A 22,350-nucleotide genomic window follows, 5' to 3' on the forward strand; every position below is an offset into this window, starting at 1 on the left:
CCGCCCTCGTCGATTGATCGCGGCGATTCGGTCAACACCATCGCGTCACTCATCGGCTGTCTCCGAGTTCTTGTGACGTTGCTCCGGTTGCCTCCGCAAGCATCGTGTAGTCGATGTGCTCGCGAAGCTGCGCGTCGGTGAGGGGCTCGGGAATCAGCTTTTGTGCATGCATTGCATCGGCGATGGCCTTGATCTGCGTGAATGGCATGTGCACGCTCGGCGACAGCTGAGGCATTGCCTGGTCGATGGCCTCGGCGGGCACATTCGTGTACTTCTTGATCGCGGAGATCCAGTCCTTCTGTCCCTCAGCAGTTTTGAGGTACGGGATCAATTCGCCCATGCCGCGGGCAATCGCCTTCACCTTGTCGGGTTGCTCAGAAAGGTAACTCTTGCTGACAACGACAACGTTGGTCAGGTCACCTGCGGCTTGGTCATACGGGTATGCGAAGTGCTTGCCGAACTGCTGGTCGATGATCTCGGCGGCGAACGGCTGGGCCGGAATCGCCGCGTCGACAGAATCATTCGCGAGCGCCTGGCCCATGCCCTCGTAGGGCACATTCGTCATCTCCACATCCGAGTTGGGATCGATCCCCTTCATCGGCAGTTCGAGACGTAATTCGATGTCCTGCACGGTACCGAACTGCGACGCGATCCTGAGCGGTTCGCCGTCGTCCTTCGCCTTCTTGACGGCCGCCTGAAACGCCGGCCAATCATTCTCACGCAAACCGAGTTTCGCGCTAGTCACGAAATCGGAGCCACCGTTGACCTGCCCGCTGATGGCAACGATCGGCAGACCCTTCGACACCAGGCTGACCAAAGCGGTGTAGTCGATCTGGCCGACGCTGATCGCCCCGGAGGCCAGTCCGGTACTCAGATCCGACAACTTGGTGAAGTTCTGATAGATCACTTGTTCGCCAGGCATCTTGTCCGGCAGGAGAGACATCGACAGGCAGTGCGCGCACTGCGGAGAGGCGACCACGATCTCGTCGGATGCCGTGTCGCTCCCACATGCCGCGAACAGGCCCGCAGACGCGGCAACGGCAACCGCCGCGATCGTCGTGGTGAGTCTCGTCTTGAATTGTGCTCGGCGCATATCTGCGCTCCTCCATCTCGCTCATGACGCGGTTGAGGCCCTTCGGCCGACGTGATGAACGGTAGGGAGGTGCAGTTGCCCGACCGTAACGCGAGGATCAAGGATGATTACGTAAGTGGTCTTACCAATTCTGATTTCGACCAGGCACCCGCGGCTACGTCCGTGAATTGTCGGTGCGCCGACGGCGCACCCGACCCAGTCGAGGCTCGTCACCACCGAAGAGGTCGCCGCCTATCCGGCGCAGGTGCACCTCCATTGCGGTGGCGGCGCCGTCTTCGTCGCCGAGCGCGATCGCCTCGAGGATCTGCCGATGCTCTTCGGCCTGCATGTCGGATTGGTTCGTGGTCTCGCTCGACCCGTTGAGCAGCGCCCACATCGGGTGCGAGGCAACGTCGACCATCTGCCGGGTCATGCCAGAGACGACCGAGTTTCCGCAGTAGCCGGCCAACTCCGAGTGAAATGCCTGGCTCAGCTGGAAGTAGTTTCCGAACCCGTGGTCCCGCCCAGGCTTCACCTCGCCGGTGTCGGACGCATCGATCAACGCGTTCAGTCGTCGGATCGCTGTGAGATCCAGGCGGCCGGCGCACATCCGCGCCATCGTCGGCTCGAGATGTAGCCGCGCCTCGAGCAATTCGCGAGGCGATGCGTCCAACAATCCCAGCGCTGGATTCTGCATGTGACGACCGCGTTCGGTGACGTAACAACCTGAGCCACGGCGGATCTCGACGACGCCGAACAGTTCCAGTGCCAACAGGGCGTCACGAACCGTCGGTCGCGAGGTGCCGCACTCGATCGCCAGTTCGCGCTCGTTGGGCAACCTGTCCCCAGAACTGAGCCGACCTGCACTGATCGCAATGAGCACCTGGTTGACCACCTGCATGTACTTACGGCCGGCGCCGGGAACCTGCGGCATCGTTTCGGACACGCGCCCAGGCTAGTTGGTCTGACCACTGTTCGCAGATGATGGATCACCCAGGTGCACGGGCTGATCGGCGATGCGCCCGAGCGGTCCGCCGACTCCGGTGTCGGACGCCTTTGTTTGCTCGACACCGACACCAGCCGTGCCCGACCAGCCGTTTCGGTCGGCGTTGCACCAGCGGGCATGAATGTTCCCACCGTCGTTCGGATGAACTCGACGCCTTCCGGATACCCGATCGGCTGCCTAGCGTGAACGCGGACCACGAGAACACCATCTGCTCACGAAGTCAGGGGAAACGATGAAGCACACCCGTAGGCTGTCCGCGATTGTCGTCGCCGCGGCGATCGCGGTGTCCGTTCCGGCCGGGGTCGCGTCGGCCGAACCAGACCGGGGTCCGCACAAGAGCGTCCCGGGCGGCACCAACAACGACGATCACGCGCGTCGCGGCGCCGAGCCGGACCGGAGCCCGCACAAGAGCGTTCCCGGCGGAAACAACAACGACAATCATCCGCGCGTCGGCGCCGAGCCCGACCGCAGTCCGCACAAGTTCTCGCCCGGAGAAACCGGGGACCAGATCGCTCCGATCACACCGAGTGGCCCGGATCGGTCAGACGATGACGACACGACCGGACCGACGGACTCCGAGTCGTCACCCTCGAGATCGGAAGATGATGGGGCACAGACTCCGTCACCGGTCGAGCCGTCGGCGCCAGAACCGACCGAGCCGGAGCCGACCGAGCCAAGGCCATCGGTGCCCGAGTCGCAAGAGGCTCCCGCCCCGGCGCCACCATCATCGGCTCCGCAACCGCAGAGCCCCTCGCCGACCACTCAGCCCCCGACAACACAACAGACTGCCCCGGCCACACCGAAGGCACCTTTCGTCGATGCCAGGAGTATCGAAGGCAGCCCGGACCTACCGGGCTCCGCCATCGTCGCCGACGACTGCCCCAGCGGCTGCATCGTGAGCGATCACCACACCGGGACGACCCGTGTGTTCGATCTGGATCGGATGCCTTCTGGCGGCGATCCGCGCACCACCGCCCGGGTGATCGATCCGGATAGAAACGACGGTGCCACGGGAACGTTCTCGAAGAATCTGATCAAGCCCAACCCGCTGACGAATCAGGGTGTCGGTGTGCCGTTCGCGCAGGGTTCGGAACCGAACACGGCACCCGGCGCGGGCGGACAGGTCAATCCCGGTCGTCAAGCCGGCACGGTCGACATCCAGGGTCGTTCTCAGATCCGCTTGCGAGTGGTCCGGGCGGTCCCGGACGGCACCTCCCCGGTGACCACTGTCGGCGGCCCCGGCGTTGCGGTCCATTACCGCTACGAATACGAGGCGCAGACCCTGAAGGGTGCTGACATCAACGGCATCCACATCTTCGGCAAGAGCGGGTGGAACCGAGTCAGTCAAGGCCAGGTCAACGACTTCGTCAAACAGGGTGTCCCGCTCCCGAGCGTCCGCTGACCGTCATCTCCCGGTGAACCCCAGTTCCGAATGATCCACCAACACAACCCTGCTGGGCTCGTTCACCGGATGCACTCGCAACGTCAGATGCGGGTTGGGTGTGTCGTCCAGGATCACCACCCTGCCGGTGCCTGTCGGAAGGTCGACCTCCCAACCCGTGTCGTCGGTGAGATCGTCGACCAAGGCCACGGCGATCCGGCCCGCGAGGTCAGTTTGGTCGTAGCAGATCGGGACGGGATCGCCCAGGACATCTGCGGTGCCACGATCAGACCGGGGCGGGTACAACAGCAGTCGATCGTGCATCCGCACCCGACACTGCTCGGCGAGACGCAACGCGCGCTCGGGGTCCGCGAGCAGGTCATCGAACACCGCCTCATCGATCCCGTAGTACTCCTCGAACCCGACGGGGTCGCCGATTATCGGGATCGAGATGTAGTGGCGGCCGAGCTCGCGGTCGATGCCCAGCGAGTACCGATGTGCGTGCGACGTGAAGCGATGATCGGTCATCGACTCGCACCCCACCACGCGCACGATGACCCTCCGGGGCCGGCCGGCCGGCGCCGACAATGGCCCTCGACGGGGCCGCGCAGATGGTGTTCGACCGGGCTGACCATGAGCACACCATGCCACCGGTGACGCCTGTCCTCAACGGTTGATCACGGCAGACGCCACGCGTAGACGGGGAACACGCTGTCGTCCCATTTGACGTAGCCGTCGCTGTACCCCTTCATGATCAGGCCCGAATGGTGCGGGCCGGCGAAGACCACGACCTCACCCGGCTTCAACGTCAGTTCGAGCGCCACGGCCGCCGCGGGCTCTGCAAGCTTCTCGTCCGGGGCTCCCCAGACGGCCGTCAACCACGACTGCAGTGTCGGCACCCACACCACATAGTTCTGGCCATCTCCCGCAACGCCTTTGAACGTCACCGACGGGTCGTTTCGCTGTCCCCGGCCCACCGAGAAGCCCGCCCGGTTGAGCGCCCAACTCACACGCGCGGAGCAGGTTTCACCGCCGTAGTCACTTCCGGCCGATGCTGCCACCGATGAACTCCCAGACATTGTTCACCTGATCCTTACCCGACCACACGTTGTATCCGATCTGCGAGTACGCCGCCCACACCGCACTGCCGGTCGGCCGCACCGGCACCTTCTTGGACCGTGCCCGGCCATCGAGGGCGGTCAGGATCGCCGCCTGCCCGGGCCACCCCGACAGGTGCACCTCGATCGCGGTTCTCGCCACCTGCAGACGGTCAGACGGGATATACGCGACAGCGTTGTTCATATCCGACGCGGCGAACCCGTTGAGACGGACCGCAACGTCTTTCCACTTCGACGGATCGGACTGTGCGGCAGCGACCTCCGCCTTCAGCGCCGCGATGTTCTCCGCTCGTGTGGGCGCCTCGCGCGCAACGGTCGAGCCGGCGGCCCGGTTGCCCGCGGAGCGCTGCAGTCTGGCCAGGTCGGCCGCGGCGCCGGTCGCTTCGGGAGCCTGGTACGAATCGGTCGAACGCACACCGGCAACGGCGTTGCGACCGTTGTTCGGCAATCTCTCGCGCACGCCACGTCACCTCCGAGTTCGATCCCGTGAGCGTCACATGGCCGAGGCCGCCTGTGCACGCACGTGAGGTCATACATCCGGACCACGTCTCCTGCTCGATCGGGCATCGCCGCTCTGCCCGCGGATGAACGTGGAGCGTCGAATCCCCACCGCCGGAACACCGATTACCGCCTTCCGGGCACCGTCTGTTCATCGATCGTGAAGGTTGCCGTCACGATCGCTCGGCGAGTCACCGAGATTCGTCTGTTCGGTGTCGTACAAACAGACGTAATCGGTTCGCGGACAACGGTGATCACCGTCCGGGCTGGCATCATTGCTGATCAGCACCGACGATACGTCTGTGCCTGACGACAATGACGAGGGGTAATGATGACCCGGATACGGGCCATACTCATCACGCTGTTTCTCACAACTCTTATCGCCGCCGGAATCCACTCGGTTCCCGGTATGTCGGCACCCGCAGGCGCCGCGACGAACTGCTCGACTCTCCAGGGCCGCATCGCCGGTCACAATGCCGATGCGCGGAACTACAACGCACAGGTCACGGCGATCAATGCCCGCGGCGGCGGCAATGCAAGCCAGGTTGCGTACTACAACGCGTGGCGTGCGCGCGGCATCGCACGTGGAAACGCCCTGAATGCCGAACTCCTCGAGTGTCAGCGACACGGGCAGCTCTCGGGTGTGCGACCTCCCGTGCAACCCGGTGGACAGCGTCCTGCGCCACCGCCCCGGGCGACCCCGAAGCCACGCTCCAACCCGACACCGCGTGCGCAGCCGCAGCGAACCAATCCGACCCCCGGCTACCGTGCGCCGAGCGGCCTCTCGGCGAAAGCTCGGAAGAACGGCATCACCTCACGCGAGTCCCGACAGGGTGAACGAATCCTGCGCGCTCGTGACGGCGGCAATCAGACCTATCAACGCATGCTGCCCGGCCGCAGCGGCCCGTCGCGGGCAGCGTCCGGCGCCAGCGCTGTGCTCTCACCAAAGATGCGCTACACCGGAACCGCCACCCGAAGTGGCCGCACCGGCGACCGGCCTCCCGGTTTTCGTCCCGGCGGACGATGCCAACGCGGCCATCTGATCGGCAGCCAGCTCGGCGGCATGGGCACCGACCCGCGCAACATCGTCACCCTGAGCCGCTCTGCGAACATCGCCATGCGGTCCGTCGAGAACCAGGTGGGCCGGTATGTCGATCAGGGCATTCGGGTCAACTATCGCGTGATCCCCATCTACGGCAACGGCCCCAATGCCCAACCGACCACGATTCGGATGATCGCCTACGGTCTAGGCATGGTCCCGATCTTCAAGGACATCCCCAACCCGAGGTGCTGGTGACGTGGCAATAATCGACGATCTGATCGAGCTGGTTCCGCCGCCCGCCGAACCACCCACATTCGACTTCGAAGCGTGCGAGCACGCACTCGGAGTCCCGCTACCCGACGACTACCGGAACCTGGTCGCCACGTACGGACTCGGCGAGTTCGACGACGACCTCATGGTATGGGTGCCACCGCACCCAGAAGTCGAGGCGGACAACACCATCACGTCGATGAGCGGTGCGGCACGGGATGCTCTGATACAGCTTCGCCCGACGATCCCCGACACCGCGACCTGGCTCCTCCCCGACGGCACCGAGCACCAGGTGGAACTCGGGTCCGAGAATCCCCCGCCCTTCATCGGCTGGGGGCGGAGCAACGGCGGCATGTACGGGTTCTGGCACATCATCGGTGACGACCCGAACGCCTGGCCGGTTGTCTACACCGACCTCGGCGGCGCCTGGGACTACGACCCTCGTGGTCTCCTCGAGTTCGTCTTCGCCAAGGTGAGCGGACTCTATCCGGACAGCCGGACCGGCAACTACGACCCGCAGGACCCGTACTTCAGCAGCTTCTTCTGAGGTGCACCGCACACGCTCCGGCGGTCGAGACGACCGTCGGAGCGTTGTCGAATCAGGTCGATGACAGTGCGGACCAGAAGGATTCGAGCTTCTCCGCGGTGATCACGGTGCCGAAGTTCTGTGCGACCACCGACACCGATGCCTCGTGCGCGGCGCGCGAGTAGGTGGCTGCGCAATCCTCCACCAGTGTCACCCAGTACTCGTGGAACAACGCGTGCCGCAACGTCGACTCGACGCACACCTCGGTGGCGACTCCGGTGAAGAGCAGAGAATCGACACCGAGTGAGCGCAGCGTGAGGTCGAGGTTGGTCCCCACGAAGCCGCTGAATCGATTCTTGGTGATCACCACATCGTCGTCGTCGACTTCGATGCCATAGAAGTCTGCGCCGGGCGTTCCTGTGCGACAGGTGATGCCGGTGCGTACCGCGTCGGGCTCATCACCGATGCGACCCAGCCACTGGGGCGTGTCCGTGGTTGCGTCGTGCAGTGTGCGGACGAACACCACGCGAACGTCGGCCGCCCGTGCCAGTCCGATGAGCCGTTCCAGGCGTGGGGCCATGGCGACGGCCGCGCCGACGTCGAATCCTCGCTGCGCGAGCGACCCCTGCGGAGAGCAGAAGTCGTTCTGCATGTCGATGACAACGAGCGCACATCGTGTGGGGTCGTACCGAAACGGGATCGAGTCCATACGTGAAGTCCTTTCTGGGCGAGTCTGGTAACGGTGTGACCGGCTACCAGATGATGACCGCGACACCGGTCGCGAGAAGAAGGCCGACCATAACCGGCACCACCAGATGTCGGATCAGTTCACCGACCGGTACCCGGCAGAAGCCGGCAACCACCACCAGCGACGACCAGATCACCAGGGTGCCGCCACCGGTCCACGTGGCGCCGTTCTGTGCGATGGCCGCCAGGGTTGCCGTGTCCATCCCGGATTGTGGTGCGAGCGCGGCCGACAAGCTGCCGGTGAGAGGCAGACCGGCCCATCCGGACCCGTCGAGGCCGACCGCCATACCGATGAAAAGCATACTGAGCGCCACGAATACGCCGTTGTCGGGAATGTAGGGCTGCACGCGCTCGACGGCATCGAACAGGAAGGCCGGACCGGTGGCGTCGTCGGGTAGCCCCAGGATGCCACCCGAGTAGTCGGGTATGCCCATGTAGACGAATCCGGCGACGGGAAGGATGATCCCCATGGCCTTGAACGCATACGACAGGCCGTCGACGAAATGCGTGGCGCCGGCTTCCAATGCCTCGTTGCGGCGAGACGTGAGCGTCACCAGGACCATCAGGATGATGGCGGTGCCTCCGACCAATGAGGCACCTGCACCGTCCTCCCACGGAACGAGGTCGGTGAAGCGCCCGATCAGCATGTAGATCAGGACCGCGCCGAACGCCGCGGGCACGCCGATCGCCCAGCCACGAGTGAGCCTCGGCCGGTCGGTGATGGCGATACTGGCGTCGTACCCGGGCAGTTCGTCTTCGAGCACCTCAGTCGCGGACGGAGCACTCTGCGGACTCGCCGGACTCCCCGCATCTCCCGGATCTACTGTCGGCGCAGTGGATCCGGCCGGGACCCGAGTTCCCTCACCTGGCTGCGCACCGCCGGCAGCGGCGACACCGCCACGCATCTTGCGTCGCACCGACAGGAAGTAGGCGAGGACACCCGCGGTGATGCCGACGATCAGCGAGATCACCAGGGCCCGGTTGGCGATGTCCCCGGCCGGCACGCCTGCCCCGCTGGCCGAGATCGACGGTGCGAGGCCGATCACGTAGTCCGAGGCGATCGACATGCCCTGACCGGAGATCGCCAGCACTACGGCCGCTCCGAGCGGTGGCAGGCCCGCCTTGATCGCGGCCGGCAGCAAGACCGCGCCGATCAGGGCAAGTGCCGGGGTCGGCCAAAAGAACAGCGAGAGCAGATAGGTGAAGACGAACAACACCACGTAGGCAACTCGTCCGTTGACCATCCACCGGCTGACCGGCTGCACCATCAATTCGTCGGCACCGATCGTGCGCATCGCGGCGAGCATCGACGTGACCGCGGCGATGACGATGAAGATGTCGAAAAGCGTGGAGCCGGAGGTGATCGTGGCGCGAAAGACCGACATGATGGCGCCCGGGACGCTGTGACTGTAGGCGAGTGCCGTCGCAAATGTGGCGAGCACCGCGGGGATCATGACGTTCTTGCGCAACGCCATGGCCGCGATCAGCGCGGCCAGTCCGATCAGATAAACGATCTGGGCTACACCCACGTTGACTCCTGTGTCAGATTTGTTGAGAGTGGCCCTGGCGCACCACACCTCGGGCCTGTCGCCTCACGATCCTGGCGGTTCCCGCCCAGCGGTTCCACGTCAAAACAACCACGCGGAACCGTGATCGATGTGCGATCTACCCACCATGTGACGACCGTGTTTCGGGCCGCGTCGATCGTGAAACGTTTACGGGGTACGCGCGGCCTACCGGACATGTCAGACATTTCGTCGGGGCTCGCGTACACTGCCGCAATGACCCCGGGACGAGCACCCCTTCCTGATGATCGCGGTGGGCTCCGCGCGCGGCTCGAGGAAGTCTGGCTGGAGTCGGCCAGGGCGGGATCGCCCATGCCCGGCGAACCGGCACTCGCCGAGCGACTGGCCGCGTCGCGGCCGGCGGTGCGGGAGGCACTGGTTCGACTCGAGGAGCGGGGCTATATCCGCAGGCGTCAGGGCGCGGACACCGCCATCAATCGGCGCATGCTGGATGTCTCGGCGCGGATCGACGAGCAGATCGACCGATCGGAGCTGATCGCCTCCACAGGTCGACGTGCGTCGATGGTGGTGGTGGAGAACAAGATCGACAGCCCTTCCGCGCTCGAGGTCGAGCAGTTCGAGGTGTCGCCGGACGCACGCCTGTTGCGTACCACCAAGGTCTGGTACGCCGACGACACCCCGGTGATCCGCGCCAACGACTCGATCGTCCTGCCGGATGCGTCGACCACCGAGATCGACGCCACCAAACCGGTTTTCGACATCGCCGCACAGTTCGGCATCGGTGCCACGGAGTGGGAGATCGTCTACCCGTCGGCCACGGCCGTGAGCGCACGAGATGCACGGCTACTCGAGATCCCCAAGGGCAAGCCCGCCCTCACCATGGAGGTGGTCGGTGTGTGTCGAGCCGGCGTCACCGCGTATTGGGCCTCCGAACTGCATTCCACCAACGCGTTCCAGCACACCATGATCCGACTCGTCCGGCGATGACCGGTCATCCACCGACGAGGGCGGGTTCGATCTGCGGCCACACCTGCGAGGCGAACAATTCCATCGACCGCCGGGTGTATTCGGCGGGTAACCGCGGAAACTGGACCAGCAGATCCAACCGATCCACCCCGGTGATGTCGACGTAGTCCGCGAGTGCCTCGGCCACCTGGTCCGGGGACCCGAGGATCACGTTGGCCTGATACAGCCATTCGTCGATCGTCTGCGGGCGTTCGGGCAGCAGACCGGCCTCGACTGCTTCGCGCGTGTAGCGCGCGTCCGGGCCCGCGATCATCACGCTGTACATCTCGAACGCCGCCTCGAACTCTGTCCAGGCACGTTCACGCGACTCGGCGATGTAGACCGCACGTACCCCGCGGACCTGTCCGGAACCTCCGGACTCGCGGTAGTGGCGAATGTGGTCGGCCTGGGCGCGGGCATTCTCAGCCTGCCCCACAACGAAATTCAATCCATGTCGCGCGGCGTGCGCGACGGAGACGTCATCACGGCACGCGGCCCAGAGGTTCGCGCGTACCCGGGCACCGTCGTCAAAGGTCAGCATCGGCAGGTCGGCGGACACGTCACCGTCGAGCAGCGGCAGGATCTCGTCCAACCGCTGCCGGAACACCCCCTGGCGCCGCAGCCGTTCGTCGCCCACATGACCGGTGCCCTGCCCGACACCGAAGTCGGCACGTCCGCCGGTGAGCAGATCGAGCATGCACATCTCCTCGGCCGCCCGGGTCGCGCTCACATCCGGCAGCACCTTGACCCCCGTGCCGAACCGTATTCGCGGGATCTCGGCGGCGGCCTTCGCGAGCAGCATCTCCGGGTGTGCGATCCGCCCGTAGAAGCCCCGCCCGGCGGGAACGAAGTGGTGCTCGCCGACCCACACGGCGTCGAAACCGAGATCGGCAGCCAGCCGGAAGTCACCGAGTGCGCGTTCCACCAGGGCGGCCGTCGACACATCCGGCGTCTCCCACATCTGGTACAGCAGCCCCACGGGCAGGCCAACACTCATCGGTGGTCTCCTTTCACCGCGACCAACTCGATCCCTCCGAACCAATGATTCTGGTGATCCACCTGATTCGTGTCGTCGAGTTCGAGATTGAAGAACGACATCGACGTCGTCTCGAAGAACGGACCGGCATGCCAGGTTCCGCGGTGCAGCAACACCGCGACATCACCGGGCACCCGGAAGACGGCGACATCGTCGATCATCGGCCGGGTGTCGGGGTCGTCGACATCTCCGGGCGGCGCCACTGCCAACAACCAGTCGGCCCCTCCGACACCGGCAAGTGTCTGCGTCACCCGCCGATGTCGAGTCACCGAGGTGAATCGTGCCGGTCGATCGTGCAGCGACATCACATAGAAGCGTGGGGTTCCTCGCGACAGATCCAGCAGACGCTCCCCGGGCCGTGGCGCATCGCCATCGGGGACAGCAGGCAACACCGCACCGAACGGTTCGAACGTTTCCTCGGTGAGCACTCGGATCGGGATCTGTCGCGTCGAGACGACAGCACTCATCGGTCACCTCCAGCAGATCGTGGTGGCGCCGACGCTAACACATGTCAGACATGTTGAACGGAATTGTCACGTGGGCGAAACAAACGAAGTGCACGCTGGGACCATGAGTACCCGTGTCGAATCCTCGGTTCCCGTCATCGATGACGCCAATTCTGCTCTCATACAGGCTTTCTGGCGGTACGAGGCCGCCTTGATGGCCAACGACGTGGCGGCCCTGGACGATCTGTTCTGGAATGACGAGAAGACCGTCCGTGCCGATCATTCCGCGGTGCTCCTGGGTCACGACGCGATCGCGCGCTTCCGCGCCGCCCGCAACCAGGGCGCGCCGCCCCGCACCGTCACCGACGTCCATGTCCGTGACATCACCGACGATGCAGCCGTGATCTTGGCGCAGACCTGCCGCCCGACCGGGGCGCGTGGCCTACAGACCCAGGTCTGGCGCCGCACCGACGAAGGGTGGAAGGTCGCATACGCACACGTCAGCGCGAGTGCACCTCGCGACGCGACGGTGTGGCGCAAGGTCGGCGCGCCGTTGGTCGCCGCCACCGGTTCGGGACCGCTGACGGGGACGTCGGTGGCGGTGAAGGATCTGTTCGCCCTGGCCGGCGAGTCCATCGGCGGTGGCACCCCACATCACCTCGAACATGCTCCGATCGAGCCTGCCCACGCCGCCGCCGTCGACCGACTCCTGGCCTGTGGCGCAACCATCACCGGGATCGCGCACACCGACGAACTGGCCTACAGCCTCGGCGGTGTAAACCCCCATTACGGCACACCACCGAACCCGGCTGCGCCCAAACGCATCCCCGGTGGTTCCAGCAGCGGGCCCGCGGTCGCGGTGTCGTCGGGCGAGGTCGATCTCGGACTCGGAACCGACACCGCCGGTTCGATCCGGGTTCCCGCCTCGTATCAGGGGATCTGGGGATTCCGTCCGAGTCACGGCACCATCGACACCGCGGGGGTACTGCCGCTGGCCCCGTCCTTCGACACCGTCGGGTTGCTCGCCCGTGACATCGACACCCTCACCAGAGGCGCCGACGCGCTGCTGGCGCCTCAGTCGCCCGAGGACATCACCGCGGTCGTCATCGACCCGACACTCCTGGGGTATGCCGAGCCCGAGGTCGCCCAGTCGTTCTGGGCATACGCGCGTCGGATCGGCGCCAAGATCCCTGTCGCCCATCGTGACATCACCGGCGGGCATCTCGAACAGTGGTTCCTCGCCTTCCGCACCGTGCAGGCGCACGAGGCCTGGCAGGTACACGGACAGTTCCTGTCCGAACACCCTGATGCGGTGACCAGTGATGTCGCCCAGCGTTTCCGGAGTGCCGCCGAGGTCACCGACCGTCAAGCCGAGGATGCGCGCGCCGTCCTGCGCACCGCCCGCGATCACCTGGCGACGCATCTCGGGGCATCGTCTGCGCTACTGCTGCCCACGGCATCCAGCGCGGCACCGTTGCGGACGAGCGGGTCGGTCGAGCGTGCGCGAACGGCGACCCTTCATCTGACCTGTCTCGCCAGCCTGTCCGGACGGCCGGCGTTGTCGGCACCTTGCTTGAGCGCCGACGCCGCACCGGTCGGCATCAGTGTCGTCGGCGCAGTCGGGTGCGACGGCGCAGTGTTACGTTTCGGCAAGGAACACTTGGCATTCGACGTCTGATCCAAGTTCGCCAGGGGCCCGCACCGATCGGTGCGGGCCTTTGTGTTTCGGCGGTATTTCCTTCGTCAACAGCTTGTTGCAGCACCGCTCGTCGCCTCGCGCACCGACTCATCGCCGCCATACGATGTGTTCATCAGATGGTCGGACCAATCAGTCCAATCTCCTCAGTCCTCCTTGGGGGTCCCCGTGACAGAGCTTCCGCAGCTAGCGGGCTTCGTGCGCCGCTCGACGTCGATCGGCGCCGAGATCGTCGCGCACTTCGAGCGACTGATCTCCACCGGAGAACTCGCACCGGGGACGCGGTTGCCCTCCGAACGGGATCTGGCCTCCTCGCTCAACGTGTCACGCACGTCGCTGCGAGAAGCCATGCACGAGTTGGAAGTCAAGAACATGGTGGCGCGTCGCCCGGGCCGCGGGACCGTGGTCACCGAACCGTCCACACAGGCGAACGACCTGTACGACCGCATCTCCGAGGCCGAGCGCACGTTGCGTGACGTGGCCGAACTACGCGAGACCATCGAACCACGGTTCGCCGAACTCGCGGCCCATCGCATCACCGACTCCACACTGCTCGCGCTCGAGGCGGTACTGGAGGCAACCCGGCAGCCACTGACACAGGATGAGTCGATCAAGCAGGACATCGCCTTTCACATGCTCGTGGCGCAGGCTTCACAGAACCGACTGCTCGTCTCGCTGGGCACGTTGGCCAACGAATGGACCGCATCCACACGCGCCCTCTCCCACGCCGACGCACCGTCGCGCCGGTTGTCCCACGATGGGCACCAACGCATCTACGAGTGTCTCCTGCGGCGCGATCCCGAAGCAGCCAGACAGTCCATGCTGCAACATCTTTCCGATGTCGCGGCACTGACGCGTTCTCATCATCCCTCGTTCTGATCAGCGTCGATCACCCGATCCACCCTCCACACAGAAGGTTTCACATATGGATTCAGCACGTCCCCGCAGGCGGCTCCTCCGCGTGGCGGTCGCCCTGGTTGCGTCCGCCCTGGCATTGGGCACCGCAGCATGCGGCTCCGACTCGTCCACCGATTCGGGCGCGACCAAGATGACCGTCGTACTCCCGTGGTACGCCGATCCCGAAGGCCGCGGTTACTTCGCCGCCCAGGCGGAGAATCTCTACCAGGACAACGATCTCGACGTGACCCTGCAGCCGGGCGGCCCCCAGGTCTCGGCCACCCAGCTTGTTGCCTCCGGCCGTGCACAGATCGGCCACACCGATGCGGCCGGCATCGTGCAGGCGCAGCAGCAAGGCATTCCGGTTGTCGCGATCGGCGCTCTGTACCAGGACAATCCGGTCGGCATCCTGTCACACAAGGATCAGAACATCACCTCATTCGACGCGATGAAAGGTCACACGCTCGTCAGTCAGGCCGGCGCGCTCTACCCCATGTGGCTCGACAAGGAACTCGGGGTGCCACTGAAGACCATGCAGTACCAGGGTTCGATCGCCAACTTCCTCAAGGACCCGACACTTCTGCAGCAGGGCTGGCCCACCAACGAGGTACGGCAGGCCGAGGAAGCGGGCGTGCCGGTGAACTTCATCCCCTACTCGGAGTCGGGCTTCAACCCCTACAACGATGTGGTCTTCACCTCCAAGGACTACTTCGAGTCCCACAAGGATGAACTTAAGGCCTTCTTGGACACCAGTATTCAGGGCTGGCACGACTACATGGCCGACGTCCAGGTCGCGACCGACGCGAACCAGGCGATCCTGAAGGCCAACAGCGAACAGTCCGACGAGTCCGTCTGGTACGCCTGGGATGCGCAGCGCAAGTACGTGGTGTCCGGTGACGGCGCGAAGCAGATCGGTGCGATGACCGATCAGCGGTGGTCGACATTGATCGACCAGCTGAAGGAAATGGGACAGATCCAGAAGGACGTGACGCCCGCGGACCTGTTCGATGCGAGCCTGCTGCCCACGATCGCTTCACCGACCGACCTGCCGCCCGCGCCGTCCGGCGCCAACTGACTGGCCCAACCGCATAGTCCGCACGGTCGGTCATCCCGACCGCCTACCCCATGAGAACAGGCAGAAACCCGCAATGAGAACGGTATTCACTGGAGGCTCGATCATCATCGATGCCTTCGCCGAGATGCCGTCGGGCCACGTCGTGGTCGACGACGGTGTGATCACCGCCGTCGGCGACGGCGTGGCCGCGGGTGACCTGCTGGCCACCGCCGACCGTGTGGTCGACACCTCCGGGCAGGCAGTCATGCCCGGATTCATCAACGCACATTGCCACCTCTTCCAAGCGATGTTGCGAGGGATCAGCACCACACACTGTCTCGAGGACTGGCTGGCCAACGACATCTGGCCGTACACCGCGAGATTCGAACCCGACGACATGTACCTGGCCGCCACCGCGGGGTTGATCGAGAACCTGCGCTCGGGTGTCACCACGGTCCTGGAGAACCAGTACGTACACCATCATCCCGAGAACACCGCCCACGTGGCGCGTGCCTTCCGAGACATCGGCATCCGCGGCCTCATCGCCCGAGGTGGCGTCGACATGGACGCGTCGGGGACCCGCACGTCGCGCCTGGAGAGCATCGACGAATACCTCGACAACGTGACGTCGTTCGTATCCGACTGGGACGGTGCGGGCGGCGGCCGCATCCGCTGCGAGGCCGCGATCCAGACCACCTGGCTGGCATCTCCGGCACTCTGCGAGCGCGTCGGTGCACATCTGGCACGCACCGGCCTCGGGTTGCACGCACACTGCGCCGAGACCCGCACCAGTGTGCAGTCCACCCTCGACAGCCACGGTCGACGAGAGGTCGACTACTTCCGCGACCACGGCCTGGTCGGCCCGACCACCCAGCTCGTGCACTGCGTGTGGCTCGAACCCGACGAGCGCGCGCTGATCGCCGAGCTGGGTTCGACCGTGGTCACCTGCCCGACGTCCAATGCCTATCTCGCTTCCGGCCCCGCACCGGTGTCCGAGCTTCGTTCGCTCGGCGTCCCGGTGGCGATCGGTTGCGACGGACCGGGAAGCAACAACGGGCAGAACATGTTCGAGGCCGTCAAATGGTCCGTCCTGTCCGACCGGCTGCGCACCCTCGACGCGAGTCGGCTCAGCGAGGTCGACGCACTCGACATGGCCTGGCGGGGCGGAGCCCGGGCCGTCGGCCTGCCGAATGACCTCGGCGCCATCCGTGTCGGCTACCGGGCCGACCTGGTCTCCATCGACATCGAGTCGCCCGGATACTCCGGATCATCCACGCTGCGCCGCGGCGTGGTGTTCGCCGGTACCCCCGCCGATGTCCGGGGCGTGTGGGTCGAGGGCACCCAGGTGGTCGACGACGGAGAGGTACTGACCGTCGACCGACGAGACATCCATCGATCGATGCGTGTCCGACGCGCCTCGATCATCCACCACGACGACATGGCGGTGAACCGATGACCATGACGATGACCGATTCCGACGCTCGATCCACTTCAGACGATCTTGTCGCCTTCCACTCTGCGGACAAGGTGTACGGCAACGGCTTTCGTGCTCTGGCACCGATCGACCTGGCGGTCCGACGCGGTGAGATCACCGTGCTGGTCGGACCGTCGGGATGCGGCAAGACCACGATCCTGCGGATGGCGGCCGGCCTGACCGATCCCACCTCGGGCACGATGGACCGCGATACCGATCGGATGTCCTATGTCTTCCAGGACCCCACCCTCCTCGCCTGGCGCACCGTGCAGGCCAACGTCGAGGTGATCGCGAAACTGCAGAAGGTGCCACGTCACGAGCGACGCGAACGCGCCGAACAGGCGATCAAGATGGTCGGCCTCGACGGCTTCCAGAAGTCCTACCCTCGGGAGCTCTCCGGCGGCATGAAGATGCGGGCGTCGTTGGCCAGGTCGGTGACGAGCGACCCGGAGCTCCTCCTGATGGACGAACCGTTCGCAGCGCTCGACGAGTTCACTCGCGAGAAGATGGGCGCAGAGCTGTTACGCCTCTGGCGGGAGAAGCGTTTCAGCGTCCTGTTCATCACACACTCCATCTACGAGGCGTGCACGTTGGGGCACCAGATCGCGATCATGAACACCGGTCCCGGCCACGTCGTCGAGGTGATCAAGTCGCCGAGTCCGCCGTCGCTTGATCCAGATGTCGAGCGGGACGAAACCGCCCTGCGCGCACTTCAGGAACAGATCTCCATCACACTCGGGAGCTTTCGCGAATGACCGTCATCGATTCCCCCTCCTTGTTGACCAGGATCGTCAAACCCAGGACGCCGGCCCCCGTGACCGCGCGGACACGCTCGGTGCGTTCCCGGATCGGTCGCGCGCTACCACCGCTGGGCGCCTTTGTGATCGGCATTGCGTTGTGGCAGTTGATCATCGTCGTCTTCGACGTCCCGTCGTACATGCTGCCGTCGCCGTGGACACTGCTCCAGACGATCTGGGAGGAACGCACGGCGATCTGGCAGCCCACCTGGGTCACCGTTCAGGAGTCCTACCTGGCCTTCGTGGTGGCCACGCTCGCCGGTGTGGCTGTCGCATTGGTCATGGCCCGATGGAACATCACCGAACGCGGCTTCTATCCGTATCTCATCGTGCTGCAGACGATCCCGATCGTCGCGATCGCGCCGCTGTTCGTCGTGTGGATCGGACCGGGGCAGACCACCAACATGCTGGTCGGCGCGATGATCGCCCTCTTCCCGGTGGCGGCCAACACCTTGCACGGGCTCAAATCGGTCGACCGCAATCTGGTGCAGCTCTATTCGATGGCCGGCGCCCCGCCGCGGGTGACTCTGTTCTCGCTCCGGCTCCCCGGCGCATCGCCGTCGATCCTGACCGGCATGCGTATCGCCGCGGGTTCCTCGGTCATCGGCGCGATCGTCGGCGAGTTCGTCGCCGGTGTGGGCGGCGGCGAAGGCGGCCTCGGCTACATCATCACCCAGAGCGCGGTGCAGCTGCGCACGCCACAACTGTTCGTCGCCGTCGTGATGGCCAGCGTGGTCTCCCTGGTGCTGTTCGGCTTCGTGGTGCTGCTCGAACGACTGTTGCTGTCCCGGTGGCACGAATCCGCACTGCCCGACGACGAATGAGCCATACGACGAATGAGGAACCGACCATGACACGGATATTCCATCTCGCCCACCTGACCACCACGGATGTGGAGGCCATCGACAAGACCGACGCGGTGGTGGTCCAGCCGATCGGAGCAGTCGAGCAGCACGGACCACACCTGCCGCTGATCACCGACGCCATGCACGCAGAGGTGATCTCCGCCGCCGCCGTCGACAGCCTTCCCGACGACAGCAACATCTGGGTCCTGCCGACCCTGCATTACGGCAAGTCGACCGAGCACCTCGGCCGGTCCGGAACCATCGCGATGTCTGCGACCACCTTGATGGCGGTGTGCATGGATCTCGGAGACTCTCTGGCGGCCAGCGGTTTCCGCAAGCTGGTGTTCGTCAACGGACACGGCGGCCAGCCGGGTCTGCTCGATGTGGTCGCTCGTGACATCCGATATCGGACCGGTCTGGAGGTGTTCCCGGTGATGCCGATGCGGTTCCCGGCCCCTCCCGAGGTCGACCGGCAACAGGACGGGTTCGACATCCACGGCGGGTACGGCGAGACGTCGATCATGATGGCGATCGCTCCCGAACTGGTGCACCACGAACGCGCCTTCGCCGACGGACAAGCCGCCGCTGCCGAGTTCGACAAGTACGAGCATCTGACCCTGGAGGGTGTGCTGCCCACCGCGTGGCTCACCGATGACATTTCCGCATCTGGCACCGTCGGGGATCCCACCAATGCCAGCGCCGACGTCGGCAAGGCTCTCCTCGCCTCGGCCGCCGAGCATCTCGCCCAATCCCTCATGGAAGTACAGGCATTCAGTTTTCCGGTGGGAGCACGATCATGACCCGAAACCTGTGGTCACTCTCTCCCGGCCACGCCGATCTCCGACGCCCCGACCCTGCACCCCAGCCTCTCGCGATTGCCGCCGAGCCGTCGAGCATCACCATCGACGTCGCGAGGACCGCGATGATCGTGGTCGACATGCAGAACGACTTCGTCACCGAGGGCGGCTGGATGCACCACATCGGTGTCGATGTCTCCGGTGCGGCGGGCGCGGTGGAATCGCTCTACAACGGCCTGCCGGCGATGCGGCGGGCGGGTATCCCGGTCATCTGGGTCAACTGGGGCAATCGTCTCGACAAGGCCAATCTGCCGCCCGGCGTGTTGCACGTGTACGACGCCGACGGTGCCGGTGGCGGTATCGGCGAACGGGCCGGCCGGTCGGAAGCGGTTCTCACACGCGGGAGTTGGGGTGCCGCGATCACGTCTGAACTCAAGCCGGAGGACGACGACATCTTCGTCGACAAGTACCGGATGAGCGGCTTCTTCGACACCGAACTCGAGTCGATACTGCGGAATCTTCGCGTCGACACGCTTCTCTTCGCCGGTGTCAACGCCGATCAGTGTGTGTACTCGACGTTGGTGGACGCTGCATGCTCCGGTTTCGACGTGGTGATGCTCGAGGATGCCGTGGCCACCACCTCGCCGTCGTACTGCATGGACGCCACGATCTACAACGTTCGCCTCTGCTACGGATTCACCACGCGTCTCGACGACCTGGTCACCGGAATCGAGGAATCATGACACCCGCCCCGATCGTGCACGACATCGCCGACCTGACCGCGTACAAGATCAGCGCCGACGACACCGTGGTGCTCGTCGTGTTGTCCGGGCCCACCACGTCCGGATCGGACACCACCGTCTGCTTCGAGATCTGGGAGCCAGGAGGCTCGCAGCCCGACAACTCCCACCCGGAATCCACCGAGACCTTCGTGGTGTTGCGGGGCGAGGCGGATGCACACAGCGACGAACACGTCGCCAGGCTCGGTCCCGGTTCGGTGATCGTCTTGCCGACCGGATCCGTCCACCGCATCGTCAACACGTCGGCAACCGAGAAGTTGTACACGGTCACCGTGATGGAGCACGACGGTGGTTTCGAGGATCTCATCCTCCAGGGTGTCCCGACCGAGTTGACCGCAGAAGACAGGGCAGTGCTGGCCTCGCACGCGAACGGAGTCACCGCATCGTGAACACCACGACCACCGACGGGGCTGTCGGTGTCCATCACTTGTCCTCCACGCCGGACACGGTGCTGTGGGGCGAACTTCCCTGCGCCGACGATGCAGCGGCCGCCGTCGTGCAACCCGGCGAACTGATCACCATCGACACCGTGAGCCACGAGGGCATCCTGCCCGACCAGGGCGGCGATCCCCGAGAGTTCTTCGCCCGCTTCGGTGTTCCACACCGCGATGTACTTCCCGATGCCATCGACATCGCGGCCTCCGGACTGCGCACCGACAGCACGTTCGGACCTCATGTGGTGACCGGACCGATCGCCGTCCCGGGCGCCGCGCCGGGCGATCTCCTCGCCGTCACCGTCGTCGATCTGCAACGGCGCGCCGACTACGGCATCGTGTCGTCGCGGCACGGGAAAGGCGCACTACCGGAGAGCTTTCCGGTCGGGGATGTCCACAGTGTGTTCTGTCGGGCGGCCGGTGATCGGGGGTTCCTTCCGCTGGCCCAGGACGAATCGGCCTACGCCGGGTCGGGGCGTTCGATTCGCTTCCCGCTCAGCCCGTTCCTCGGGATCATCGGTGTCGCCGCCGCCGGTTCCGAACGGCCCAACTCGGTGCCGCCCGGTCTGTACGGCGGCAACCTGGACGTCACCCACCTGGGCATAGGCGCGACGCTGTACCTTCCGGTGCAGGTCGCAGATGCGCTGCTCTACGTCGGCGACCCGCATTACGCGCAGGGGGACGGTGAGGTGGCGTTGACCGCCTTCGAGGCACCGCTGCGGAGCACCCTGCGGGTGGACGTGATTCCGGGAGGCGCCCACGCAGCCAACGGTCGACCGTTCGCCGAGACGAGCGACCTGCTGATCAGCATCGGGCTCGACGCAGATCTGGACGAGGCCTGCCGGGACAGCGTCCGGGCGGCCCTGGATCTGTTGGCACACCGCTACCAGGTGCCACGCCATCTCGCCTATGCATACCTCAGCGCCGCAGGCGATGTGCGAATCTCGCAGGTGGTGGATCAGGTGAAGGGGTGTCACACGGTGATCCGCAAAGCCGACTTCGTGGAGTGGTCGTGACCGATGGTTGGTTTGCGGTGCGTGCCTACGGTTCCGGCGTTCATCTGATCTCCGAACCGGGGCACGTCAACAGCTATCTTGTCGTCGGCGACGAGCGTGCCCTTCTGTTCGACACCGGGCTGGGCATCGGCAATATCGATGACGCCGTGCGCGGTATCACCGACCTCCCCGTGGTCGTGGTCAACTCCCATCATCACTTCGACCATCGCGGCGGAAACCAGCACGTCGCCGCCACGGAGTTCCTGTCTCACAGCTCCGGCGTGGATCTCTACGGCGAGATCCCGTCGGCCGAGTTGACGGACTACGTTGCCGCGGCCAAGCGAATGTTCGAGACCTACAGTCGGTTTCGCGAGTTGGACAAGGTGAAGTTCTTCCTCACGCCGGATGATCTGACGATGCGGCCGATCCCCGATCTCGGCGCGTGGTCGATTCCGGCGACTCCGCCGACACGGGTCCTCGACCATGGTGACGTCATCGATCTGGGAGGCCGATCTCTGGTGGCGCTGCACACGCCCGGCCACGTCCCCGACTCGCTGTGCCTGTGGGAAGAGGACACCGGCTTCCTCTTCTGCGGCGACACCCTGTTGACGACGACCTATTGGGCGCACCTCCCCGACAGCGACGTCGCGGTGTTCGCGGCGTCGCTGTCGGCCCTCGCCGAGCTTCCCGTGACCAAGGCATTCGTCGGCCACAACCTGGTGGCCGACGTCGACCGCGCCTTCGTCCGACGCGTGGCCGACGCCTTCGCCCAGTTGGCGGCCGGCCAAGTCGTCGGCGAGACCGTCGATGGGCCGCACGGAGTTCCCGTGCGGCGCACCGAGGGGGACGGGTTCGCGATCTTGTCGCGGATGTGACGGATTCTTCGGC

General features: G+C 65.3%; 24 protein-coding genes. 15 read left to right on the top strand and 9 right to left on the bottom strand.

What is annotated here, in order from left to right:
* Positions 1 to 49: 49 nt before the first annotated feature.
* Positions 50 to 1,093: an ABC transporter substrate-binding protein gene (locus AAFP35_RS03465; protein ID WP_419220154.1), complete on the bottom strand. Its 1,044-nt coding sequence runs from the start codon at positions 1,091 to 1,093 to the stop codon at positions 50 to 52.
* A gap of 154 nt (positions 1,094 to 1,247) precedes the next feature.
* Positions 1,248 to 2,018, bottom strand: a complete 771-nt coding sequence (locus AAFP35_RS03470; protein WP_419220155.1) for a FadR/GntR family transcriptional regulator — start codon at positions 2,016 to 2,018, stop codon at positions 1,248 to 1,250.
* A gap of 292 nt (positions 2,019 to 2,310) precedes the next feature.
* Here AAFP35_RS03470 and AAFP35_RS03475 point away from each other — a divergent pair, with 292 nt between their 5' ends.
* Positions 2,311 to 3,480, top strand: coding sequence for a hypothetical protein (locus tag AAFP35_RS03475; protein ID WP_419220156.1), 1,170 nt, complete (start codon positions 2,311 to 2,313; stop codon positions 3,478 to 3,480).
* 3 nt (positions 3,481 to 3,483) lie between these two features.
* Here the strand turns inward: AAFP35_RS03475 and AAFP35_RS03480 are convergent, their stop codons facing one another.
* The 3 genes from AAFP35_RS03480 to AAFP35_RS03490 form a co-directional block, all read right to left on the bottom strand.
* Complete coding sequence (locus AAFP35_RS03480) at positions 3,484 to 3,987, bottom strand: DUF7161 family protein (RefSeq protein WP_419220157.1); 504 nt, start codon at positions 3,985 to 3,987, stop codon at positions 3,484 to 3,486.
* A gap of 149 nt (positions 3,988 to 4,136) precedes the next feature.
* Positions 4,137 to 4,520: a T6SS effector amidase Tae4 family protein gene (locus tag AAFP35_RS03485; RefSeq protein WP_419220158.1), complete on the bottom strand. Its 384-nt coding sequence runs from the start codon at positions 4,518 to 4,520 to the stop codon at positions 4,137 to 4,139.
* On the bottom strand, positions 4,498 to 5,037 hold the full coding sequence (locus AAFP35_RS03490) for a hypothetical protein (protein ID WP_419220159.1): 540 nt from the start codon (positions 5,035 to 5,037) through the stop codon (positions 4,498 to 4,500). Before AAFP35_RS03490 ends, AAFP35_RS03485 begins: the two co-directional genes overlap by 23 nt.
* Positions 5,038 to 5,406: 369 nt before the next feature.
* Between AAFP35_RS03490 and AAFP35_RS03495 the strand changes: the two genes are divergently transcribed.
* Positions 5,407 to 6,372 carry a DNA/RNA non-specific endonuclease gene (locus AAFP35_RS03495; RefSeq protein ID WP_419220160.1) on the top strand — a complete coding sequence of 322 codons (966 nt, stop codon included), beginning with the start codon at positions 5,407 to 5,409 and terminating at the stop codon, positions 6,370 to 6,372.
* A 1-nt stretch (position 6,373) separates the two neighbouring features.
* Positions 6,374 to 6,934 carry a hypothetical protein gene (locus tag AAFP35_RS03500; protein ID WP_419220161.1) on the top strand — a complete coding sequence of 187 codons (561 nt, stop codon included), beginning with the start codon at positions 6,374 to 6,376 and terminating at the stop codon, positions 6,932 to 6,934.
* Between the two features lie 52 nt (positions 6,935 to 6,986).
* Here the strand turns inward: AAFP35_RS03500 and AAFP35_RS03505 are convergent, their stop codons facing one another.
* Both AAFP35_RS03505 and AAFP35_RS03510 read right to left on the bottom strand, forming a co-directional pair.
* Complete coding sequence (locus tag AAFP35_RS03505; RefSeq protein ID WP_419220162.1) at positions 6,987 to 7,622, bottom strand: cysteine hydrolase family protein; 636 nt, start codon at positions 7,620 to 7,622, stop codon at positions 6,987 to 6,989.
* Positions 7,623 to 7,665: 43 nt separating this feature from the next.
* On the bottom strand, positions 7,666 to 9,189 hold the full coding sequence (locus tag AAFP35_RS03510) for a permease (RefSeq protein WP_419220163.1): 1,524 nt from the start codon (positions 9,187 to 9,189) through the stop codon (positions 7,666 to 7,668).
* Positions 9,190 to 9,441: 252 nt separating this feature from the next.
* Between AAFP35_RS03510 and AAFP35_RS03515 the strand changes: the two genes are divergently transcribed.
* Positions 9,442 to 10,173, top strand: coding sequence for a GntR family transcriptional regulator (locus AAFP35_RS03515; protein WP_419220164.1), 732 nt, complete (start codon positions 9,442 to 9,444; stop codon positions 10,171 to 10,173).
* Positions 10,174 to 10,177: 4 nt separating this feature from the next.
* Here the strand turns inward: AAFP35_RS03515 and AAFP35_RS03520 are convergent, their stop codons facing one another.
* Complete coding sequence (locus AAFP35_RS03520) at positions 10,178 to 11,188, bottom strand: LLM class flavin-dependent oxidoreductase (protein WP_419220165.1); 1,011 nt, start codon at positions 11,186 to 11,188, stop codon at positions 10,178 to 10,180.
* Positions 11,185 to 11,694, bottom strand: coding sequence for an ureidoglycolate lyase (locus AAFP35_RS03525; RefSeq protein ID WP_419220166.1), 510 nt, complete (start codon positions 11,692 to 11,694; stop codon positions 11,185 to 11,187). The genes AAFP35_RS03520 and AAFP35_RS03525 overlap by 4 nt, the downstream gene beginning before the upstream one ends.
* A 103-nt stretch (positions 11,695 to 11,797) precedes the next feature.
* Between AAFP35_RS03525 and AAFP35_RS03530 the strand changes: the two genes are divergently transcribed.
* The 11 genes from AAFP35_RS03530 to AAFP35_RS03580 all read left to right on the top strand — a co-directional run bounded on the left by AAFP35_RS03530 (position 11,798) and on the right by AAFP35_RS03580 (position 22,337).
* Entirely contained in the window at positions 11,798 to 13,351 is a 1,554-nt protein-coding gene (locus AAFP35_RS03530) for an AtzH-like domain-containing protein (protein WP_419220167.1), read from the top strand.
* A gap of 186 nt (positions 13,352 to 13,537) precedes the next feature.
* The gene (locus AAFP35_RS03535; RefSeq protein WP_419220168.1) at positions 13,538 to 14,248 is read left to right on the top strand and encodes a FadR/GntR family transcriptional regulator; all 711 of its coding nucleotides are present in this window, start codon (positions 13,538 to 13,540) and stop codon (positions 14,246 to 14,248) included.
* Between the two features lie 46 nt (positions 14,249 to 14,294).
* Complete coding sequence (locus tag AAFP35_RS03540) at positions 14,295 to 15,341, top strand: ABC transporter substrate-binding protein (RefSeq protein ID WP_419220169.1); 1,047 nt, start codon at positions 14,295 to 14,297, stop codon at positions 15,339 to 15,341.
* A 73-nt stretch (positions 15,342 to 15,414) separates the two neighbouring features.
* Positions 15,415 to 16,776, top strand: a complete 1,362-nt coding sequence (locus AAFP35_RS03545; protein ID WP_419220170.1) for an amidohydrolase family protein — start codon at positions 15,415 to 15,417, stop codon at positions 16,774 to 16,776.
* Between the two features lie 8 nt (positions 16,777 to 16,784).
* A complete protein-coding gene (locus AAFP35_RS03550; RefSeq protein WP_419220171.1) occupies positions 16,785 to 17,549 on the top strand; it encodes an ABC transporter ATP-binding protein in 765 nt (254 codons plus the stop codon).
* Between the two features lie 59 nt (positions 17,550 to 17,608).
* Positions 17,609 to 18,415 (top strand): ABC transporter permease, encoded by an 807-nt coding sequence (locus AAFP35_RS03555; protein ID WP_419220172.1) that lies wholly within the window; start codon positions 17,609 to 17,611, stop codon positions 18,413 to 18,415.
* A gap of 26 nt (positions 18,416 to 18,441) precedes the next feature.
* On the top strand, positions 18,442 to 19,236 hold the full coding sequence (locus AAFP35_RS03560; protein ID WP_419220173.1) for a creatininase family protein: 795 nt from the start codon (positions 18,442 to 18,444) through the stop codon (positions 19,234 to 19,236).
* The gene (locus tag AAFP35_RS03565) at positions 19,233 to 19,976 is read left to right on the top strand and encodes a cysteine hydrolase family protein (RefSeq protein WP_419220174.1); all 744 of its coding nucleotides are present in this window, start codon (positions 19,233 to 19,235) and stop codon (positions 19,974 to 19,976) included. Before AAFP35_RS03560 ends, AAFP35_RS03565 begins: the two co-directional genes overlap by 4 nt.
* Positions 19,973 to 20,422, top strand: coding sequence for a cupin domain-containing protein (locus AAFP35_RS03570; protein WP_419220175.1), 450 nt, complete (start codon positions 19,973 to 19,975; stop codon positions 20,420 to 20,422). The genes AAFP35_RS03565 and AAFP35_RS03570 overlap by 4 nt, the downstream gene beginning before the upstream one ends.
* On the top strand, positions 20,419 to 21,483 hold the full coding sequence (locus AAFP35_RS03575) for an acetamidase/formamidase family protein (protein ID WP_419220176.1): 1,065 nt from the start codon (positions 20,419 to 20,421) through the stop codon (positions 21,481 to 21,483). The genes AAFP35_RS03570 and AAFP35_RS03575 overlap by 4 nt, the downstream gene beginning before the upstream one ends.
* The gene (locus AAFP35_RS03580; RefSeq protein ID WP_419220177.1) at positions 21,480 to 22,337 is read left to right on the top strand and encodes an MBL fold metallo-hydrolase; all 858 of its coding nucleotides are present in this window, start codon (positions 21,480 to 21,482) and stop codon (positions 22,335 to 22,337) included. Before AAFP35_RS03575 ends, AAFP35_RS03580 begins: the two co-directional genes overlap by 4 nt.
* The last annotated feature ends 13 nt before the right edge of the window (positions 22,338 to 22,350 follow it).

It is taken from the genome of Gordonia sp. CPCC 206044 (assembly GCF_048537895.1).
Taxonomy (GTDB): Bacteria; Actinomycetota; Actinomycetes; order Mycobacteriales; family Mycobacteriaceae; genus Gordonia.

Coding starts and splice junctions, on each gene's coding strand:
- AAFP35_RS03495 (WP_419220160.1), top strand. CDS start 5,407: ATGACCCGGATACGGGCCATACTCATCACGCTGTTTCTCACAACTCTT.
- AAFP35_RS03515 (WP_419220164.1), top strand. CDS start 9,442: ATGACCCCGGGACGAGCACCCCTTCCTGATGATCGCGGTGGGCTCCGC.
- AAFP35_RS03565 (WP_419220174.1), top strand. CDS start 19,233: ATGACCCGAAACCTGTGGTCACTCTCTCCCGGCCACGCCGATCTCCGA.
- AAFP35_RS03540 (WP_419220169.1), top strand. CDS start 14,295: ATGGATTCAGCACGTCCCCGCAGGCGGCTCCTCCGCGTGGCGGTCGCC.
- AAFP35_RS03560 (WP_419220173.1), top strand. CDS start 18,442: ATGACACGGATATTCCATCTCGCCCACCTGACCACCACGGATGTGGAG.
- AAFP35_RS03475 (WP_419220156.1), top strand. CDS start 2,311: ATGAAGCACACCCGTAGGCTGTCCGCGATTGTCGTCGCCGCGGCGATC.
- AAFP35_RS03480 (WP_419220157.1), bottom strand. CDS start 3,987: ATGACCGATCATCGCTTCACGTCGCACGCACATCGGTACTCGCTGGGC.
- AAFP35_RS03505 (WP_419220162.1), bottom strand. CDS start 7,622: ATGGACTCGATCCCGTTTCGGTACGACCCCACACGATGTGCGCTCGTT.
- AAFP35_RS03545 (WP_419220170.1), top strand. CDS start 15,415: ATGAGAACGGTATTCACTGGAGGCTCGATCATCATCGATGCCTTCGCC.
- AAFP35_RS03465 (WP_419220154.1), bottom strand. CDS start 1,093: ATGCGCCGAGCACAATTCAAGACGAGACTCACCACGACGATCGCGGCG.
- AAFP35_RS03520 (WP_419220165.1), bottom strand. CDS start 11,188: ATGAGTGTTGGCCTGCCCGTGGGGCTGCTGTACCAGATGTGGGAGACG.
- AAFP35_RS03550 (WP_419220171.1), top strand. CDS start 16,785: ATGACCGATTCCGACGCTCGATCCACTTCAGACGATCTTGTCGCCTTC.
- AAFP35_RS03525 (WP_419220166.1), bottom strand. CDS start 11,694: ATGAGTGCTGTCGTCTCGACGCGACAGATCCCGATCCGAGTGCTCACC.
- AAFP35_RS03530 (WP_419220167.1), top strand. CDS start 11,798: ATGAGTACCCGTGTCGAATCCTCGGTTCCCGTCATCGATGACGCCAAT.
- AAFP35_RS03570 (WP_419220175.1), top strand. CDS start 19,973: ATGACACCCGCCCCGATCGTGCACGACATCGCCGACCTGACCGCGTAC.